This is a genomic window from Herbaspirillum lusitanum (genome assembly GCF_026127345.1).
GTDB lineage: Bacteria > Pseudomonadota > Gammaproteobacteria > Burkholderiales > Burkholderiaceae_D > Herbaspirillum > Herbaspirillum lusitanum.
On sequence record NZ_QXFG01000007.1, the window covers coordinates 73,953 to 93,192 of the forward strand.

The window sequence follows — 19,240 nt, forward strand, 5'->3', positions numbered from 1 at the left end:
GGAGGGAACCCGTGGACAATCTCGACGACATGACCGCTGAAGATCGCCATCTGGGCGCCCCGGCCGATTCGTCCGCCGACGCGCGCCGACGCACCTTGGCGCGGCGCGGCTGGAGCGCGTTGGCGCTGGTGCTGGCGATTGCCGCAGGGGTGGCCGGCTGGTACGGTTATCGCCAACGCCATCCGCAAGCGGTGCCGGTGCGGCTGGAAACCGTGATCGCGGAACGCAGCGACATCGAGCAGGTGGTCAACGCCATCGGCAACGTCGCCGTGCAGAATTACGTCGACGTCGGCACCAAGGTCTCCGGCCAGATTTCCGACGTGTACGTCGGTATCGGCGAGACGGTCAAGGAAGGAAAATTGCTGGTGACGGTGTCGCCGGTAGTGCAGGCCGGCCGCGCGGAAAACAATCGCGCCCAGATGGCCCGCCTGAAGGCTGAGTTGGCCGGGCAAAACGCCCAGCTCGATTTCGCCCAGCTGCAATTCCAGCGCCAGACCCAGCTCAAGGCCGAGAACGCCACGCGCCAGGAAACCTACGAATCGAGCCGCATGGGCATGTATTCGGCGGCTGCCAAGGTGGACGCCATCAACGCCCAGATCCAGCAGCTCGACGCCGCCATGAAGGAAGACGAAGCGATCCAGAAGCAGACCCGCATCGTCGCGCCGATCAGCGGCACCGTGGTGGCCTTGTCGGCGCGGATCGGGCAGACCCTTTCGGCCAACCAGGATGTGCTCATGCGCATCGCCGACCTGAGCAAGATGAGCGTGCAGGCGCGCGTCGCGGAAGAAGACGTCACGCGGCTCCACAAGGGCATGACCGCCTATTTCACCACGCCCGGCTATCCCGGCAAGCGCTGGGCCGGCAAGCTGCGCCAGATCATGCTGCTGCCTGCCGACGACAGTGGCCGCCAGGGCAAGAAGGCGTTCTATACGGTGTTGTTCGATGTCGCCAATCCCAGCCGGGAGCTGATGGCCGGCATGACTGCCGACGTCTTCTTCGTGCTTGACAAGGCCGAGCGCGCCGTCACCATCCCGGCCTCGCTGGTGGTCAAACCGGACAACAAGGGCATGCAAAAACTCAAGGTCCTGCATGCCGACGGCAAACTGGAAACGCGCGAGGTGCGGATAGGTTTGCGCAACGCCGACAAGGCGCAGGTGCTGACCGGCCTGGCCGAAGGCGAGCAGGTGTTGTTGCCGGCGTCGTCCGCACCATCGCAGCAATCACCGCAGCAGCCGCGCGGCGACGCCGGCTGATGGCAATCTGATGACAGGTATTCGTTCATGATCTTGCGCCCCTCCTTGCCGTCGATGAAGCCTGCCGCCTTGGCTGTGCTGGCCGCACTGGCCTTGCTGCTGGCCGGCTGCGCCGCGACGCAGGTCGACGTCGAGCCGGTGCAGAAGGTCGACGTTCCCAAGCAGTGGAGCGATGCTTCCGGCGCCGACGGTGCAAACAGCGCCGCGCAGCTGGCGCTCGACACCGACTGGTGGAAGCAGTTCGGCAGCGCCGAGCTGAGCGGTCTCGTCAACGAAGGCCAGAAGAACAATTTTGAAATCGCCGCCGCCATGTCGCGCGTGCGCCAGGCCGAAGCCAACGCGCGCATCGCCGGCGCGCCGCTATTGCCCGACGCCGACTTCGCCGGCAGCGCCAACCGCGCCTTGCCGCTCAGCGGCGGCACGCCGACCACCACAGCCAGCGGCATGCTGGAGATCAACTACGAAGTCGATTTCTGGGGCAAGAACAGGGCCGGACTGGCGGCGGCGGAGGCCTCGCTGCGCGCCAACATGTACGACCGCGAGACCGTCGCGCTGACCGTCACCAGCGGCATCGTTTCCACCTTCCTGCAAGTGCTGTCGCTGCGCGACCGTCTCGAGATTGCCAGGCAAAACGTCGGCAACGCCCAGCGCGTGCTCAAGCTGGTCGAAGCGCAAAGCCGCGCCGGCGCCGCTTCGCCGCTGGACCTTGCGCGGCAGCGCTCGGCACTCGCCAATCAGCAGGCCGCCTTGCCCGACCTGATGCAGCAGGAGCGCGATGCGCAGACCGCACTGGCGATTCTGCTGGGACGTCCGCCGCAAAATTTCAGCGTCGGTGAAAAAGGCCTGGCGACCATCCAGATGCCGAAGATCGCTCCCGGCCTGCCGTCCGAATTGCTGACGCGCCGTCCCGACATCCGCCGCGCCGAGGCGCGCTTGGCCGAAGCCAACGCCAACGTGGCGGTAGCGCGCGCCGCACTGTTCCCAAGCATCCGCCTGACCGGCTCGACCGGTGCGCAAAGCAATGCATTATTGTCGCTGTTCGATGGTCCCAATCTGCTGGCCAATCTGGGCGCCTCGCTGACGGCGCCGATCTTCGATGCCGGCCGCCTGAACAGCCGCCGGGATCTCGCCGTGGCGCAGAAGCAGGAGTTGGTGCAGGTCTATCGTTCGGCGGTGGTGAGCGCCTTGTCGGAAGTGGAAAAATCGCTGGGTGCGATCCGCACCCTGGAAGAGCGCTATCGTCTCAAGAATCAGGAAGTCGACCAGGCGCGCTTCGCATTTGAATTATCGGAAATCCGCTATCGCAGCGGCGCCGAAGATCTGATGGTGGTGCTCGACACGCAGCGCATCCTGTCGGAAGCGCAAAACCAGCTCGGCCAGATCAAGCTGCAACGACTGCAGGCCACGGTGTCGCTGTACAAGGCACTTGGCGGCGGCTGGCGCGACGATGTGCGCTACGGAAATCCGGGCACCGACTCGGGCGGTACGCCGCAAAAAATCAACGGCGCTTCCTGAGCGCCGTTCGATTCATTTCATTATTTCTTTTTTTCAGAACAGGATCGCGCTTGTCGCCGGTCCCACTTCAACGTCCTGCATGTGCTGAGGCAAATTCGCCTGCCCTGAAACGATCAGCGGATAGAGCACGCCGATGCCGACGATCATGAGCGTGACGGCCGCGCACAACGCATCCCATCCCGACAATCCTGACAATCCCGACCATGCCGGCACCAGCAAAGTGCAGATGAATGTCAGCAAGGCAATGTTTCTTCCTGAGCGCAGCATGGGGATTCCCTTCGGGGCGATGTGTCCAGTCAATATAGGACGTCGCGGCGCCGAAGGGAAATAACAAATGCGACTTAGCTTAAACGCAAGCTGAGCGCAACGGCGACTTGTTTTAATTCATTGGAAGAGGTGGGGCGAAGCCGGAGGTGCGAGGGTGCGCGTGATGCAACAACAAAAACGCCTGCGACTGCAGGCGTTTTCATATGGATGCAAAACCGGCGTCAGACTGCCACGGGCGCCTTGATGTGCGGCTGGGCTTCATAGCCGGCGATCTCGAAATCCTCGAACCGGTAATCGAAGATGGTTTCCGGCTTGCGCTTGATGACCAGTTTCGGCAGCGGGCCGGGCGTGCGCGCCAGTTGTTCCTGCACCTGCTCCATGTGGTTGGAATACAGATGGCAATCGCCGCCGGTCCAGACGAAATCGCCGACGTCGAGGCCGGTCTGCTGCGCCACCATGTGCGTCAGCAGCGCGTAGGAAGCGATGTTGAACGGCACCCCGAGGAAAATATCGGCGCTGCGCTGGTACAGCTGGCAGGACAGCTTGCCGTCGGCCACGTAGAACTGGAAGAAGGCGTGGCAAGGCGGCAACTTCATCTGCGGGATGTCGGCCACGTTCCAGGCCGACACGATCAGGCGGCGCGAGTCGGGATTATTCCTGATCTGGCTGACGACCTGCGCGATCTGGTCGATGTGCTCGCCGTTGGGGGCAGGCCAGGAGCGCCATTGGTAGCCGTAGATCGGTCCCAGATTGCCTTCGGGATCGGCCCATTCGTCCCAGATCTTGACGCCGTTGTCTTTCAGGTAAGCAATGTTGGTCGAGCCGGCCAGGAACCAGATCAGTTCATGCACGATGGACTTGATGTGCAGCTTCTTGGTGGTCAGCAGGGGAAAACCTTCCTGCAGATCGAAGCGCATCTGGTGGCCGAAGACGGAGCGCGTGCCGGTGCCGGTACGGTCGGTTTTTTCGGTGCCATGTTCGTAGACATGGCGCATGAAATCGAGGTATTGGCGCATGGGATCTGGTGCTGATGGAATGAGGGAGATTGTAACTTATTTGGGGGAGAGGGCAGGTTTGGGGCGGGGCTTGCCTTGCTCGAAGAAAGATCAGCGTCAGTTGCGAACAAACGCAAGCCGGAGAAAAATATCAGAGACCACCGGCATCAAGCTCACTTCTCAATACCCTTCCTCACCGCCGCCACCTGCTCGGCGCTAACCGCCGCAGCATGATTCCCCCAATTCCCGCGAATGAAGCTGACCACCTCCGCCACCTCCTGATCACTCAATCGCCAGCCGAACGCCGGCATCCCCATCGGCGACGGATCCGATTTGGTGGACGGCATCGCGCTCCCTGCCAGCACCACATGAATCAGCGACGTCGGATCCGCCACATTGACCACCGCATTCTTTCCCAGCGCCGGGAACGCCTTCATCGCGCCGGTGCCGTCCGAGCGATGGCAGGCGTTGCAGTTGTTGAGATACACCAGCGCGCCTGCAGTTTGCAGCTTGCCTGACCGCAGTTCCAGCGTGGCCGGTTGATCCGCGCCTGCCGCGTTGGATGCTGCTGTCGCTACCGGTGTCCTGGCGGCGCCGTCGGCCGATTTCTTGCCCGGCAGGCTGCTCAGGTATTCGCCGATGGCCAGCAGGTCGGCGTCGCTGAGGTGCTGGGTGCTGTCGTTGATGACCTGGCTCATCGCGCCGAATGCTGCGCCGTCTGTGGTACGTCCGGTGCGCAGGTAGGAGGCGATCTGTTCCTTGTTCCAGCGGCCCAGGCCATCCTTGTCGTTGCGCAGGTTGGGCGCGTGCCAGTTGTCCAGCGTGTAGCCGGACAGGAAGCCGTCGTCGCTGCCGTCCAGTGACTTCTCCTGGCCGAAACGGCCGTGCGGGGTGTGGCAGGCGCCGCAATGGCCGAGGCTCTGCACCAGGTAGGCGCCGCGATTCCAGCTGACGCTTTGGGTCGAGTCGGCCTTGAACGGTTTGTTCTCGAAGAACAGCATGTTCCATCCCGCCATCAGGATGCGCATGTTGAACGGGAACGGCAACGCGGTCTTCGGATTGTCTTGCTGCACCGGCTTCACGCCTTGCATGAAGTAGGCGTACAGCGCCGACACGTCTTCGTCGCTGAGCTTGGCGAACGACGTGTAGGGCATGGCCGGATACAGGCGCACGCCGTTGCGGCCTTTGCCCTTGCGCAGTGCAGAGGCGAAGTCGTCGTAGCTGTATTCGCCGATGCCGGTCTGCTTGTCCGGCGTGATGTTGGTCGAATAGATGGTGCCGAACGGCGTGTTCATCGGCAGGCCCCCGCTGAACGGCGCCTTGCCCTTGACCGTGTGGCAAGCCATGCAATCGCCGGCGCGGGCCAGGTATTCGCCGCGCTGAATCTGCTGCGGTTGCGGCGAGGACGGGGTCGGATGGGTCTGCGCGGCGGCGATCGCCGAGAGGCTCAGCGTCGCCGTCGCCAGCAAAGCCCGTGTCGCCCGTGTCGTCCGTGTGAAAAGAGGCGCGCTCATGCTTGCACCAGCGGTCCGGGGTTTTTCAGATAGCGCTCGCGGATTGCGGCGGCCGACCAGTAGGCCAGCGCGCCAACCATGCCGGTCGGGTTGTAGGCCCAGTTCTGCGGGAAGGCGCTGGCGCCCATGATGAACAGATTATGCACGTCCCACGATTGCAGGTATTTGTTGATCACGCTGTTGCCGGGACGGTCGCCGCAGATGGCGCCGCCGGTGGTGTGGGTGGTCTGGTAGGGGCGCACATCATAGTGTTCGCCGGACTTGGTGGCGGCGGCGTGCATGAGTTTCGGCTTCATGGCCTTGGCGACGTCGACCACGCGGTCGGTGACGTACTGGGTCATGCGGATTTCGTTTTCTTTCCAGTCGAAGGTCATGCGCAGCAGCGGCAGGCCGTAGGCGTCGCGATAGGTCGGATCGAGGTCGAGGTAGTTGTCGCGGTTGGCCATGACCGACCCTTCCGAACCGATGTTGAACGCGTGCAGGTAATTGTCCTTGAGCGCCTTCTTCCAGCCGCTGCCCCATTTGGGCGTGTCGGGCGGCACGATGGATTGCCCGATGGGACGGCCGCCGGTGACCATCGCGCTGATGTAGGCGCCGCCGACAAAGCCGTGCGGGCCATGGTCGAAATTGTCGGCGTTGAAATCGTCGAACACCTGGCCGCCGGCGCCGGCGCCCGCGAACGGATTGATCGCCACGTCCTTGTCGAAGAACAGCGATACCGAACTGTTCTTCTGATAAGCGTAATTCTTGCCGACCACGCCGTCGCCGGTCTTGGGATCGTAGGGTTTGCCGATGCCCGACAACAGCAGCAGCCGCACGTTGTGCATCTGGTAGGCGCACAGGATCACCAGGTCGGCCGGCTGTTCCACCGACCGTCCTTGCGCATCGATGTAGGTGACGCCGGTGGCGCGCTTGCCGTCGCCGGCGAGGTTGATCCTGGTGACATAGGATTTGTCGCGCAACTCAAAGTTGGGCTTCTTCAGCAGCGCCGGCAGGATACAGGTTTGCGGCGATGCCTTCGCATACATGTAGCAGCCGAAGCGCTCGCAATAACCGCAATAGTTGCACGGTCCGAGTTGCATGCCGTAGGGGTTCTGGTACGCCTGTGACGCATTGGCGGCGGGAATCGGAAACGGGTGGTAACCGACTTCGCGCGCGGCGGTTTCGAACAGGGTGGCGGGCGCGTTGTTCTTCAGCGGCAGCAGCGGGTAGTCGCGCTTGCGCGGCGCTTCGAACACATTGCCGCCCTCGATGATCTTGCCGTCCAGATTACCGGCCTTGCCCGACACGCCGGCGACGTATTCGAAGCGATCGTAGAACGGTTCCAGTTCGGCATAGGTCATCGGCCAGTCCTGGATCGTCATGTCGACCGGGATGAAACGCTTGCCGTAGCGTTGTTCGTAATGGCTGCGCATCTGCAGCTCGGCATCGTAGGCGCGCCAGGTGACGCCGTTCCAGTGCACGCCGGCGCCGCCGAGACCGTTGCCGAGCAGGAAGGAGCCGAGCTGGCGATACGGCAGAGCGTCGTCATTGGGTGAATGGCGCACCGTGACGGTTTCCTTGCTGAGGTTTTGCATCAGCTTGTAGCGCTGCGCATAGGTGAGCTCGTCGGCGATCTTGGGATAGGCGAAGTCGGGATTGGTGTCGCGGGTCTCGCCGCGCTCCAGGCCGACCACGCTGAGACCGGCTTCGGTCATTTCCATGCCCATGATGGAACCGCTCCAGCCCATGCCGACCAGGACGACGTCTACTTTCGGTTTGGTGATGTCTGCCATGCTCGTTCTTCCTTGTTGTTCCTTGTTCTTGTGGCGGGTAAGGCGCTGCCTCACTCAGTTCCTTCATTTCCTCTAGCTGCGTTTGCCTATGCTCACCGGACCATACGGATAGACCTTGTCGGACGGGCCGACGAAGTCGAGGAAGTCCGCACGCGCGCCGGGGAAGCCGATCATCTTCCAGCTCGCCATGCCCTTGTTGCCGCCGTGGATCGGGTCCGACAGGTAGCCTTCCTTGGTGTTCTGCAGCAGGAAGGTGAAGAACCACTGCGCCGATACCTGTTCGAATTTCAGCGTGCCGCCGTCCATGTCCTTGAACAGTTGTTCCTGCTCGGCCGGAGCCAGTTGGGCGAAGGTCTTGCCGCTGAAATTCTTGCGACAGTGTTCGTTGAGTGCAGCGATGCCGGCGCGGTACAGTTCACGCGGCGCCATGCTGGCCTGGTAGCCGAACAGCGCCGGCGCGTCGCCCTTGAACGGTCCCTGCATGTACCAGTTCGAGGCGTGGCCGAAGCCCGACTCCATCTGGCCGTCGATGAAGGCGGCCACGTTCAGTTCGAGCGCGCCCGGTCCTTCCGGATCGGCCGGGATCAGACGGTCGACGGCAGCCTTGAGGAAGGTCCATTCGTCGGCATTGAAGAAGCGCGGCTGGTAGTCGGCGCCAACAGCAACGTCGGCCGTTTGCGCCGCCGACGGCAACAACGCCGCGGTCGTCAATGCAGACGCAGCCGGAACGATGGCGATGGTCTTGAAGAGAAATCCGCGGCGCGAAGCCACGCCGGGTTCACTCGGAGGCGGGTTACCTTTTTTCATTGTTCACCTGGGCTGGTTAGCACGTGGCGCCGCACTGCACGGACGGTAGCGGACCTGCTGCGCCGTTTACCTGGGGTCGGCTGAAGCCAAGGCTTCGGCCTTTTGTTTTTTGCTGAAAGTTCGACCGGGGTGGTCGCAATGGTGTTCCGCAGGCAAGCTCGCCATCGGCAGACTCGCTTTCACAAGCTGACAGCGAGTCGGCGGTGCCGCGCATGAACAGGCGGAAAACGGCCGTCATCTGGAACCATCTTCTTCGAACGAAAAAGAAAGCTGACGGAAAAAAGAAAATAAAAAAAACGGCGCTCACAAAAATCGTGAAGCGCCGCGGGAGATAAAAAGTAAAGCGGCTCCTACATGGCCTGTAGGAGCCGGCTGAAGAGGCGTGTAGGCGTGATGGCGGTTCGCTTAGAAGCCGACGTTGTCGCCGCCCTTGAGCTTGAGCATCTGGCGCGCATCGTCCGGCGTCGCCACTTCCAGCGACAGCGCTTCGATCACGGTGCGGATGCGCTTGACTTGCGCGGCGTTGCTCTGCGCCAGCTTGCCTGGACCGTCCCACAGTGAATCTTCCAGGCCGACGCGGGTATGTCCGCCCATTGCCGCCGACATGGTCGCGATCGGGATCTGGCCGCGGCCGGCGCCCAGCACCGACCAGTAGTAGTCGTCGCCGAACAGGCGATCGGCGGTGCGCTTCATGTGCATCACGTCTTCGACGTCGTTGCCGATGCCGCCGCGCAGGCCGAACACCGACTGGATCAGGAACGGCGGCTTGATCAGGCCGCGATCGATGAAGTGGGCGGCGGTGTAGAGGTGGCCGATGTCGTAGCACTCGATTTCAAAACGGGTCTGGTTGGCGCTGCACGATTCGAGGATGTAGGCGATGTCCTTGAAGGTGTTGCGGAAGATGCGGTCGTCGGATTCGGCGAGGTAGGGCTTTTCCCAGTCGTACTTGAAATCCTTGAAACGGTCGAGCATTTCGTACAGGCCGAAGTTCATCGATCCCATGTTGAGCGAGGCGACTTCAGGTTTGAGTTGCAGTGCCGGTTGCAGGCGCTCTTCGACACCCATCGTCGGTGCGCCGCCGGTGGTGAGGTTGATGACGACATTGGATTTGGCTTTGATTTGCGGCAGGAATTTGCGGAATTCGTTGGGGTCTTGCGTCGGCTTGCCGTTTTGCGGGTCGCGGGCGTGGAGGTGGACGATGGCGGCGCCGGCTTCTGCTGCTCCCAAGGCTGCATCGCGGATTTGGTCCGGGGTGATGGGCAGGTGGGGGGACATGGAGGGCGTGTGGATCGCGCCGGTTACGGCGCAGGTGATGATGACTTTTTTGGGTTTGCTCATTTGGTTCTCCTGGTGATTGTTGGTTTGTGGTGCTTGTCTTGCTTATTCTCTTGCCGTCGTCCTTGGGGAAATAAGGACGCCTTGGCGTTTGTTGTTCCGACTTGCCTTCGTCTGTAGCTCATTCTGTTCTCTCTTCGGTCAACCCTTGCCGGGGGTAGCCCGGCGGCTACTCACTTTCTTTGCTTCGCCAAAGAAAGTAAGCAAAGAAAGGCGACCGCGATTCGCCGCCTCGCTGCGCGAGGTGCCCGTTGGCGCCGTGCTCAAATCGGGAAGGGAAACAAACTCGCTGCGCTCAGACAAGTTTCCTTTCTTTTTCCGATTTGAGCACGGCGCCAACGGCGACTCATAAGCGGAATTCTTTTTTCGGCTCGCTTCGCATTGCCTTGGGGGGCTCGCCTGCGGCGTCGTGATTGTCTTCCGCGGCTGTAACCAATTACGTTGCTTGCTTCCGCTTATGCGCGACCAGTCCCATCAATCGATTGTCGCGCCAGCGTGATCGTTCTTCCAGTTGATCGGCTTTGAGCACGGTGCGTCGTTCATCCTCGATCTGTTTCAGCGTTGCTGCGTCCCATTCGTTCGGCAGCTGCGTCTTTGCCACGTCGCGATACGTGTGGCCGTAGCGCCTGGCGTAGTCGAGCACGCCTTCGGGGGCGTTGAGGTCGATGGTTTCGAACGGGCCCATGAAGGACCAGCGCAGGCCGAGGCCGTCTTTCAATACCTTGTCCAGATCTTCCGACGAGGCGTAGCCGTTTTCGTACAGGTTCAGCGCTTCGTTGAGCACCGCGCCCTGGATGCGGTTGAGCAGGAAGCCGGTGATTTCCTTTTTCAACAATACCGGCGACTGGCCGGCGCGAGTGTAGATGTCGTGGGCGCGCTTCACCGTTTCCGCCGAGGTCCATGGCGCCGGGGCGAGTTCTACCAGCGGCACCAGATAAGGCGGGTTGACCGGATGGGCGACCAGGATGCGGTGGCGGCCGGGGAGGTGTTCGGAGAATTCGGAGGTCGGGATCCACGAGGTCGAGCTGGTGAGGATGGTGTCGGGGGCGGCTAGCTTGTCCATCTCGGCGAAGATCTGGCGTTTGACTTCGACCGTTTCCTTGACGTTTTCCTGCACCAGCGCAGCGCCCTTGAGCGCTTCGGCCAAGGTGCTCGCCGGCTTGATGCGCGCCAGCACGACCTCCGGCGTTTCCGTGATCAGGCCGTGTTTGGCGAGGTCGCTGATGTTGTCGTGCAGGAGCTTGGTGCAGGCGCTGAGCGCTTCCGGCACGGCATCGTAGATGGCGACGCTGCAACCGGCGCGGGCGAAGACGATGGCCCAGGCGCGGCCGATCAGTCCGGCGCCGATGACGGCGATTTTTTCATTCATGGGTGTCTCCTTGAATTGGGGTGTTAGCCGAGATGCTCGACATTACCGCAGACCGACAAACTCTGCCCGCTGATGGCGGAGCCGGCCGGTGAGCAAATGTAGATGATCTGGTTGGCGATGTCTTGCGCGGTGACCATCTTGCGCATCGACACCTTGGACAACAGGCGCTCGCGCATTTCTTCGTGGCCGATGTTGTAGGACGCCGCCTTGGCGGCGATCACGCGCTCCTGGCGTTCGCCGGCAACAATGCCGGGCAGGATGGCGTTGACGCGGATGTTGGCGGGACCGAGTTCCATCGCCCAGCTTTCGGTCAGGCCGATGACGCCGAATTTGGAAGCGGAGTAGGGCGTGCGTAGCGGGAAGCCGAGGCGGCCGGCTGCCGACGAGATGTTGACGATGGAGCCGCCGCCGGCTTTCTTGAGCAGCGGCACCGCGCGGCGCGTGCACAGGAACGGCCCGGTCAGGTTGACGGCGATGGTCTGGTCCCAGGCCGACAATTCGGTCTCTTCGACTTTGGCGGTCGGGCCGGCGATGCCGGCGTTGTTGACCAGCACGTCGAGCGTACCCCAGCGTTGCGCCAGTTCGGCGAACATGGCGTCGACCTGCGCTTCGTTGGCGACGTCGGTCTTGCTGTAGCTGACCGGCGCGTGGGCGAACTGCTTGCGGGCGCTGTCGAGGAAGTCGTCGCTGACGTCGCAGATGTGGACGTGGGCGCCGGCTTCGACGAAGGAGGCAGTGATCGCCAGGCCGATGCCCTGGGCGCCTGCGGTGACGACAACGCGTTGATCTTTCAAACTGGTGTTCATGTTGGTCCTTGTTACTGAAAAATTAAAAATTACAGCCAGAGAATTTGCTTGCGGTAAGTCAGGTCGGTCAGCAGCGGTTCGGCCGGGCCGGTGTGGAATACCGCACCGCGTTCCAGCGCAAACACGCGGTCGGCCAGCGCCAGCACCAGGTCGAGGTTGTGCTCGACGATGACGATGGAGACTTCGCGGCGCAACTGATCGAAGACGGTGAAGAGTTCCTGTACGACTGCCGGCGCCAGACCCTCGAAAGGTTCGTCCAGCAACAGCAGCCTGACGTTGCCCGACAGGGCGCGCGCCACCGCCACCATCTGCTGCTCGCCGCCGGAGAGGAAGTCGGCCGGTGTATGCAGGCGCTCTTTCAGGCGGGGGAAGTAGTGCAGGATTTTTTCTTCACTCCAGGCGATGCCGTTGGAAGAATCCGTCTTGCGCGCAAGGCGGCCCAGCGACAGGTTCTCCGCCACCGTCATGCCGGCGAACAGGCCGCGTCCTTGCGGCACGTAGCCGATACCGAGGCGTGCGATATCGGGGGCGCTCAGGCCGGCGATGTCCTTGCCGTTGTAGCGGATGGCGCCCGAAGCAGGCTTGAGCAAACCGGTCAGCGCTTTGAGCAGCGTCGACTTGCCGGCGCCGTTACGGCCGAGCAGGGCGACGATCTCGCCTTCGCGTACTTCCAGCGTGGCGTCGTTGAGGATGTGGCTCTTGCCGTAGAAGGCGTTGACCTTGTCGAAGGCCAGCAACTGCGGACGTTCCTGCGCATCGCCGGCGACGCGTCCGGTGACCGGCGGCGTGCCGGTGCCGGTGTAGATTTCCTGCACGCGCTGGTCGGCGCGCGCTTGGTCCGGGGTGCCCGACATCAGCACGCTGCCCTGGTTCATGACGGTGACCTGTTGCGAGAAGCCGAGCACGCGGTCGATGTCATGTTCGACGATCAGCACCGGGATATTCCCGGCGATGATCTTCACCAGCCGCGACACGCGTTCGCGCTCGGCGGCGGCGAGACCGGCCAGCGGTTCGTCCATCAGCAACACATGCGGTTTCGATCCCAGTGCGATGCCCAGATCGACCAGCCGTTGGCCGCCGTAGGAAAGTGCGCCGCCTTCGATCTCGTCGATGCCCTTGAGCCCGAGGAAGCGCATCAGCTCGTCGGTCTCGGCGTGGATCTCGGGATAGCTGTCGATGTCCTTCCACATGTTGAAGCGCGAAGCGTGGCGCGCCTGCAGCGACAGCCGCAGGTTTTCGTAGATGCTCAGGCCTTTGAACAGGTTGGTGATCTGGAACGAGCGGGCCAGGCCGCGCTGGCAGATCTGGCCCGGCGTCAGGCCCTGGATTTCTTTGCCGTTCAGTTTCACGGTGCCGTGGTTGGGCACGAACATGCCGGAGATCAGATTGAAGGTGGTGGTCTTGCCGGCGCCGTTGGGCCCGATCAGCGCATGGATTTCGCCGGCATGCAGATTGATCTGCGCACTCTTGACCGCCTGGATGCCGCCGAAGCGGATGTCGACATCCTTGACCTCCAGCACCAGTCCTTCTTGCGATGGCGGCTGCAAGAAAGCCGGCAGCGGCAGGCCATCAACGATCTGGCGCTGGCTCATCGCCGCGCCGACTTCGGCCGGCGGACGCAGGCGATTCTTGATCAGTTGCCAGATGCCGACCAGTCCGGTCGGCGAGAACAGGATGAAGCCGACGAAGGCGAGGCCGAACCACAGCAGCCAGTTCTCGGTCCAGATCGACAGGCATTCGCGGAACAGGATGTAGAACAGCGCGCCCAGTGCCGGGCCGAGGAAGCTGCGCATGCCGCCGATCACCACCATCGCCAGCAACTCGCCGGAGAACGCCACCGAGGTCGGTTCGGCCGAGGCGAAGCGATGATGGAAGGCCAGTAAGGCGCCCGCCAAGCCGGTCACGCTGGCCGAGACGATGAACATGATCAGCTTGTAGACGATGGTGCTGTAACCCTGGAAGCGTGCGCGCTGCTCGTTCTCGCGGATCGCCACGATGGTGTGACCGAACGGTGAGCGGATCACGCGTTGCAGCACGTACAGCACGATCAGCGCAATCACGCTGACGAAGACGAGGAAGGGAATCGACTGGTCCAGGTCGATGCCGGCGACGACCGGCCGCACCACATTGCCGAGTCCCGATTCGCCGCCGGTGAAATCGGTCCAGCGGAAGGCAATCGCAAACGTCAGCGCCGACAAGGCCAGCGTCAGCAGCGAAAAATAGACGCCGCGCCGGCGCAGGATCAGGAAGCCGACAATCGCCGCCGACACCGCAATGAAGGCGATCGTGAACAGCATCGGCGCGACGATCTGGCCGGGGAACCAATATTTCTGCGACAGCGCCGCCGCATACGCGCCGACGCCGAACCAGGCGCCATGGCCGAACGAGGTCAGTCCGGTGTAGCCGACCAGCAGGTTCAGGCCCATCGCCGCGATGGCGTAGATGACGACGTCGGTGGAGGACGACATGGTCAGGCCCAGCAGTTGCAGCAGGATGGGAACGATGACCAGCGCCAGCGCGCCGATCCACAGAGTTTGATATTTGTTATACATGTCCGCTCTCATTCAAAACGTTCGATGCGTTCGCCGAGCAGGCCGCGCGGACGGAAGATCAGGACCAGCAGCATCAGCAGATACATCGACGCTTCACCGGCCGGTGCATAGAACTGGATCGTGATGCCGCGCACCACGCCCACCAGCAGCGCCGCCAGCACCACGCCCCAGAAACTGCCGAGTCCGCCGATCACCACCACCACGAAGGCGGCGGTCATGATTTCCGCGCCCATGGCTGGGTGCACTCCGGAGATCGGCGCGAACAGCACGCCGGCCAGCGCAGCCAGACCAACGCCGAGCATCACGATGGCGGTCATGTAGGGCTGCAGCTTGATGCCGAGCACTGCGACCATGTCCGGCTTTTGCACGCCGGCGCGCACCACGCGGCCGAATGCCGTTTTGTTGAGCAGGATCCAGATCAGCGCCAGCGCGACGATGACGGCCGCCAGCATCAGCAGGCGGTATTTGGAATACATGAAATCGCCGACCATGATCTGGCCCTTGAGCGCCGGCGGGATCGATGCCGGCAGCGGCGAAGCGCCCCAGAAAATACGGATCACCTGTTCCGCCACCATCGCCAGGCCGAAGGTCAGCAGCAGGCCGAGGATGGGATCGGCCGAATAGAAACGGCGCAGCAGGAAGCGCTCGAACAGGATGCCGATCAGCGCCACCAGCAAGGGCGAAATGATCAGGGCGCCGGTGAAGCCGAGGTATTTGGTGATCTCCACCGCGAGGTAGGCGCCGATGGCGTAGAAGGCGCCGTGCGCCAGGTTGACCACGCCGCCGAGACTGAAAATCAGCGACAGTCCGAGCGCGATCAGCAGGTAGTACCCGCCGACCAGCAGGCCGTTGAGGATTTGTTCCAACAGGAAAACGATTTGCATTGCTGCTCCGGAGGGGAGTACGGGAAAAAACGAGCGGTATCCGAAACCATCTGCCGTCGCTCGGGCTTTCACCGGAGCGACGGCGACGGATCATCCGGACTCAGGTAAAGGTGCAGGCGTTCTCTTGCATGGTCGGCGCGAGGATTTCCAGCGACTCATTCGGTCCCGGCACCGACGAGCCCAGCAGCATGAAGTCCCATTTGTCCTTGACTTGCGCCTTCGGCTTGGGCGTGACGGTGTACATCTCTTGCAGCAGCTGGTGATCCCAGGCGCGGTAGACGCCCTTGCGCGCTTTCAGCACGTCGACCTGCGCGCCCTTTTCGAAGTAGTCGATCAGCTTGGCGGTATCGAGCGTCTTGGTTTCGGTGATCGCCTGCACGATCGAGCGGAAAGCGACGTATTCGCCCCATGCCTGGTTCTCCGGCGGTTTTCCGAATTTCTTGGTGAAGGCGGCGACGAAGGCCTTGGCCGACGGCGCATTGACGTCGTGGTGCCAGGTGGTCGGCCAGGTGCCGGCGAAGCTGTCCGCGCCCGCGCCCCATGCGACCGCCGTGTCGAAGCCGAAACCGGCGATCGGGAACGGCAGGCCGAACTCCGAGTATTGCTTGATGAAGTTGGTGATCTGGTTGCCGGCCAGGTTGGAGATGACCAGGTCCGGTTTGGCCTGGCGGATCTTCAGAAGATAAGGGCTGAAGTCGGTGGCGTCGGTCGGCACCAGCTCGTCATTGGCGATCGTGCCGCCGTTGGCCGAGACGAAGGATTTGGCTGCGCGCAGCAAGTCGTGGCCGAAGGCGTAGTCGGCGGAGAGTGCGTAGAGCTTCTTGCCCTTGATCAGGTTGTCGCGCAGCAGCGAGCGGCCGCAGGCCTTGACATAGGTTGAGTTGGCGGCCTCGATGTGGAACATGTATTTGTTGCAGCTCTTGCCGCGCAGCTCGTCGGAGTTGCAGCCGGTATTCATGAACAGCTTCTTGTTGCGTTGCGCGACCTGCGCGATGCCCAGCGCCGAGGCGGAGGAGATTTCCCCGATCAGCACGGCGGCGCCGTCGCGCTCCAGCAGGCGCTGCGCCTTGGAGGAGGCGGTCGGCGGATTGACCGAGTCTTCGGAAATCAGGGTGAGCTGGCGGCCCAGCAGGCCGCCGGCCTTGTTCTGTTCTTCCACGGCCAGCGTGATGCTCATCACGGCATATTCGCCCAGCGGGCCGAGGAAGCCGGTGCGCGGGGTCAGGTGGCCGATGATGATTTTGTCCGACTGCGCCTTGACGATGGCGGGGAAGCCCATTGCCGAGGTGGCGGCGACGGCGGCGCCGGCTTTTAGCATGGTGCGACGGCCGGGCGACGGGATCTTGCTGTTGTCTTGTTCCATGGTGCAAACCTCCTAAGGGTCCGGCGCGAGCCGGGTGTCTCGATGAAAAGCCGGTAGCGGCAGCGGACTGCCGGAACGACCTGTTTTCTTATTGAGTGCCGTTGGCAGCAAGACGAGATGGAAATGACAGGAGCATGAAGCCGTTGTTGAACATCGGTCCGGTCCGTCTGCGTCTCGTGATTTTTGCAACAACCTCTTTTTTATGCCAGTTATTTGACATGTGATCAAATGTATTCGATAGAATTGGGGCGTGTCAATCGGCGATGCAGCATGGTTGGACAAGTTTGCGGCGCAGGGAGCAGCCGTGAAGAAACGCGTCCCGGCAGGATATCAAACTGCCTTGAACGCGCTGTAGCGCTGCATTCGGGGGAAAGAGCGGAAGAGGGCGACTGCTATAATCCGCGGCAATTTTGAATAACAGACGCATTTCATCGGCACGGATGAAATGGTTTCAAGTGAGAAGCCGGGGACCATGGAACACACGATACTTGCGGACCTTTCGCAGATACGCAAAATCACCCACGCCACGCTGTCGCAGCGCGTGTATGAAGATGTGCGCGAACTGCTGCTGGCGGGACAAGTCCGCCCCGGTCAGAAGCTGACGCTGAAAAGCCTGTCGGAAGCGCTGGGCACCAGCCAGATGCCGGTGCGTGAAGCGATCCGCCAGTTGTCGGCGGAAGGCGCCCTGGAAATCCTGCCCAACCGCGCGGTGCGCGTGCCGCTGATGACCAAGGACAAATTCCGCGAGCTGCTCAAGATCCGGCTGGCGCTGGAAGGGCTGGCGGTCGAGCATGCGGCGCAGAACATTTCGGCCGAAGGCCTGCAAGCCGTGGCCGACCTGCACGACACCCTGTGCATCGAAATGCACCGCAAGAAACCCAACGTCGACCTGATCATCCGCCTCAACAAGCAACTGCACTTTGCTGCCTACGAAGGGTCCGGCATGGCGACGCTGGTCGGCCTGATCGAGAGCCTGTGGCTGCAGGTCGGGCCGGTCATCAACCTCGACCTGCGCGCCGGTTCGCGCCGCCTGTCGGAGGCGCCGGCGCTGGTGCATCACGCCGCGCTGCTCAAGGGCTTGCAGGACAAGTCGCCGGAGCAGGCGCGCGCCGGCTTGTCGGGCGACCTGCTCAGCGCCGCGCAGATGATCCTGGCCGGCGACGGTTTGCCTGATTAGGGCCTGCAAACAGACTCGCCACGACAAGACTGAGCAGCGGTATCGCCGCCGCCAGCATCTCCAGGATGCCGGCGCTCTGTTCTATCATTTCCAACCGCACTTTGTAATGCGTTGCGAACGCCATCAGCAAAAACACGGCGGACAATCCCGCGGTCAATCGAAGTCGCATGCTGTTCTCCCCGGGGTGAGTGAAGGATGGATGAAGAAATGGATTCCGCAGCGCGGGGTCCTGTCATGGATATCGACCCCGGCGCGCAAGACTTGCGCGATTTCCGCGTAAAGAAAGGTAAGTTTGCATCGGTGCGAATGGAGATAAAATGCGGGCATCCGATCGTCTGTGCTGCCTTTCAATCAAAGGGATTTCATGTCCGTTTCGCATTTCAATTCCCGCAAGGCGCTGGTCGCCGCGCTGCTGTGGTGCGCCAGCCAGTTCGCCGGGGCCCAGAACCTCGCTCCCGCGCCGGTCGCGCCCCTGACCTTTGCGCCGCTTGAACCGACCCTGACGTCTTACCTGGTCCAGTACAAATTGCCGGCGCTGGCCGCCGCCGTGGTGCAGGACGGCCGCATCATCGCCGCCGGCGCGGTCGGCACGCGCAAGGTGGGATCCGGCATCGCGGTGACGGTCAACGATCGTTTCCACATCGGTTCCGACACCAAGGCCTTCACCGCCACGCTGGCGGGAATTCTGGTCGATCGCGGCGCGATGGCGTGGACCACGACGCTGGGCGATGCCTTCCCTGAACTGGCGCCGAAGATGGACCCGGACTTCCGTCGTATCACCATCAGCCAGCTGCTGTCGCATACTTCCGGCATCCCGGCCGACAACGCCGAGTTCCTCGAGTTGCTGGCCAAGTCGATGTTTGAAGAAGGCAACCTCGACGACCTGCGCTATTGGACTTTGCAGCAGTGGATGAGCAAGCCGCTGCCGGTGCAGCCGGGACAGCGGGGACAGCAATTCGCCTATTCCAACCTGGGTTACACCATCGCCGGCGCGATGATCGAACGGGTGGCGCGCAAGAGCTGGGAAGAACTGATCAATGAATGGATCTTCGATCCGATGGAACTCAAGAGCGCCGGTCTCGGCTCGCAGGCGACATTGGGCCGGGTCGATGCCGCGTTGGGTCACGTGCTGGTCGGCGAAGACATCGCCAAACCTTTCATGGCCGGTCCCGGAGACGACAATCCGCAACTGATCGCGCCGGCCGGCGGCGCCAATATGTCGGTGCTGGATTTTGCCCGCTGGGCCGGCTGGAATGCCGGTGAAGGCAAGCGCGGTCCGGCGCTGCTCAAGCCTGAAACGCTGAAGCTGCTGCACGCGCCGGTGATCGACATGCCGCATGTACAGAATCCGGCGCCGGGCACGCCGACCGACGGCAAGTACGGCCTCGGCTGGGTGACCGCGAAGATGGACTGGGCGCCGCAGCCGCTGGTGTTCCACGGTGGTTCCAACCAGAAGAACCTGGCCCACATCTGGCTCAGCCCGGAAAAGGATTTCGCCATCGTGGTGGTGACCAACATCGCCAGCCAGGGCGCCAACGACGCCTTGTTCGCGGCGGCCGAAAAACTGTTTCGCCAGTTTGCGCCGTGACGACAGGATGATGTGAAGGCACATATTGATACAATGCGCG

At 62.5% G+C, this 19,240-nt stretch carries 14 protein-coding genes and 1 pseudogene; 4 read left to right on the forward strand and 11 right to left on the reverse strand.

Features of this window, described 5'->3' with window-relative positions:
* The first annotated feature begins 11 nt into the window (after positions 1-11).
* Both DXT88_RS07775 and DXT88_RS07780 read left to right on the forward strand, forming a co-directional pair.
* Positions 12-1,253, forward strand: a complete 1,242-nt coding sequence (locus tag DXT88_RS07775) for an efflux RND transporter periplasmic adaptor subunit (protein WP_407649280.1) — start codon at positions 12-14, stop codon at positions 1,251-1,253.
* A gap of 27 nt (positions 1,254-1,280) precedes the next feature.
* On the forward strand, positions 1,281-2,768 hold the full coding sequence (locus tag DXT88_RS07780; RefSeq protein ID WP_265212443.1) for an efflux transporter outer membrane subunit: 1,488 nt from the start codon (positions 1,281-1,283) through the stop codon (positions 2,766-2,768).
* 33 nt (positions 2,769-2,801) lie between these two features.
* Here the strand turns inward: DXT88_RS07780 and DXT88_RS07785 are convergent, their stop codons facing one another.
* From DXT88_RS07785 to DXT88_RS07835, 11 genes and pseudogenes are all read right to left on the reverse strand, one after another.
* Positions 2,802-3,035: a hypothetical protein gene (locus DXT88_RS07785; protein WP_040503197.1), complete on the reverse strand. Its 234-nt coding sequence runs from the start codon at positions 3,033-3,035 to the stop codon at positions 2,802-2,804.
* Positions 3,036-3,256: 221 nt separating this feature from the next.
* On the reverse strand, positions 3,257-4,051 hold the full coding sequence (locus DXT88_RS07790; protein ID WP_265212447.1) for a thymidylate synthase: 795 nt from the start codon (positions 4,049-4,051) through the stop codon (positions 3,257-3,259).
* Between the two features lie 152 nt (positions 4,052-4,203).
* Positions 4,204-5,544, reverse strand: a complete 1,341-nt coding sequence (locus tag DXT88_RS07795; RefSeq protein WP_265212449.1) for a c-type cytochrome — start codon at positions 5,542-5,544, stop codon at positions 4,204-4,206.
* A complete protein-coding gene (locus DXT88_RS07800; RefSeq protein WP_265212451.1) occupies positions 5,541-7,319 on the reverse strand; it encodes a GMC family oxidoreductase in 1,779 nt (592 codons plus the stop codon). The genes DXT88_RS07795 and DXT88_RS07800 overlap by 4 nt, the downstream gene beginning before the upstream one ends.
* 72 nt (positions 7,320-7,391) lie before the next feature.
* Positions 7,392-8,126 (reverse strand): gluconate 2-dehydrogenase subunit 3 family protein, encoded by a 735-nt coding sequence (locus tag DXT88_RS07805; protein ID WP_265212453.1) that lies wholly within the window; start codon positions 8,124-8,126, stop codon positions 7,392-7,394.
* A gap of 405 nt (positions 8,127-8,531) precedes the next feature.
* Positions 8,532-9,464 carry a BKACE family enzyme gene (locus DXT88_RS07810; protein ID WP_016833016.1) on the reverse strand — a complete coding sequence of 311 codons (933 nt, stop codon included), beginning with the start codon at positions 9,462-9,464 and terminating at the stop codon, positions 8,532-8,534.
* A 433-nt stretch (positions 9,465-9,897) separates the two neighbouring features.
* Positions 9,898-10,833 (reverse strand): annotated as a pseudogene (locus DXT88_RS07815) (3-hydroxyacyl-CoA dehydrogenase); the annotation flags it as partial.
* A 20-nt stretch (positions 10,834-10,853) separates the two neighbouring features.
* Entirely contained in the window at positions 10,854-11,636 is a 783-nt protein-coding gene (locus DXT88_RS07820) for an SDR family oxidoreductase (protein WP_016833014.1), read from the reverse strand.
* A 29-nt stretch (positions 11,637-11,665) separates the two neighbouring features.
* On the reverse strand, positions 11,666-14,188 hold the full coding sequence (locus DXT88_RS07825; protein ID WP_265212455.1) for a branched-chain amino acid ABC transporter ATP-binding protein/permease: 2,523 nt from the start codon (positions 14,186-14,188) through the stop codon (positions 11,666-11,668).
* A gap of 8 nt (positions 14,189-14,196) precedes the next feature.
* Positions 14,197-15,072, reverse strand: a complete 876-nt coding sequence (locus tag DXT88_RS07830; RefSeq protein ID WP_265212457.1) for a branched-chain amino acid ABC transporter permease — start codon at positions 15,070-15,072, stop codon at positions 14,197-14,199.
* 100 nt (positions 15,073-15,172) lie between these two features.
* On the reverse strand, positions 15,173-16,435 hold the full coding sequence (locus DXT88_RS07835; protein ID WP_265212459.1) for an ABC transporter substrate-binding protein: 1,263 nt from the start codon (positions 16,433-16,435) through the stop codon (positions 15,173-15,175).
* Positions 16,436-16,907: 472 nt separating this feature from the next.
* Between DXT88_RS07835 and DXT88_RS07840 the strand changes: the two genes are divergently transcribed.
* Both DXT88_RS07840 and DXT88_RS07845 read left to right on the forward strand, forming a co-directional pair.
* Positions 16,908-17,612, forward strand: a complete 705-nt coding sequence (locus DXT88_RS07840; RefSeq protein WP_053196718.1) for a GntR family transcriptional regulator — start codon at positions 16,908-16,910, stop codon at positions 17,610-17,612.
* 364 nt (positions 17,613-17,976) lie between these two features.
* Positions 17,977-19,200 (forward strand): serine hydrolase domain-containing protein, encoded by a 1,224-nt coding sequence (locus DXT88_RS07845; RefSeq protein WP_265212461.1) that lies wholly within the window; start codon positions 17,977-17,979, stop codon positions 19,198-19,200.
* The last annotated feature ends 40 nt before the right edge of the window (positions 19,201-19,240 follow it).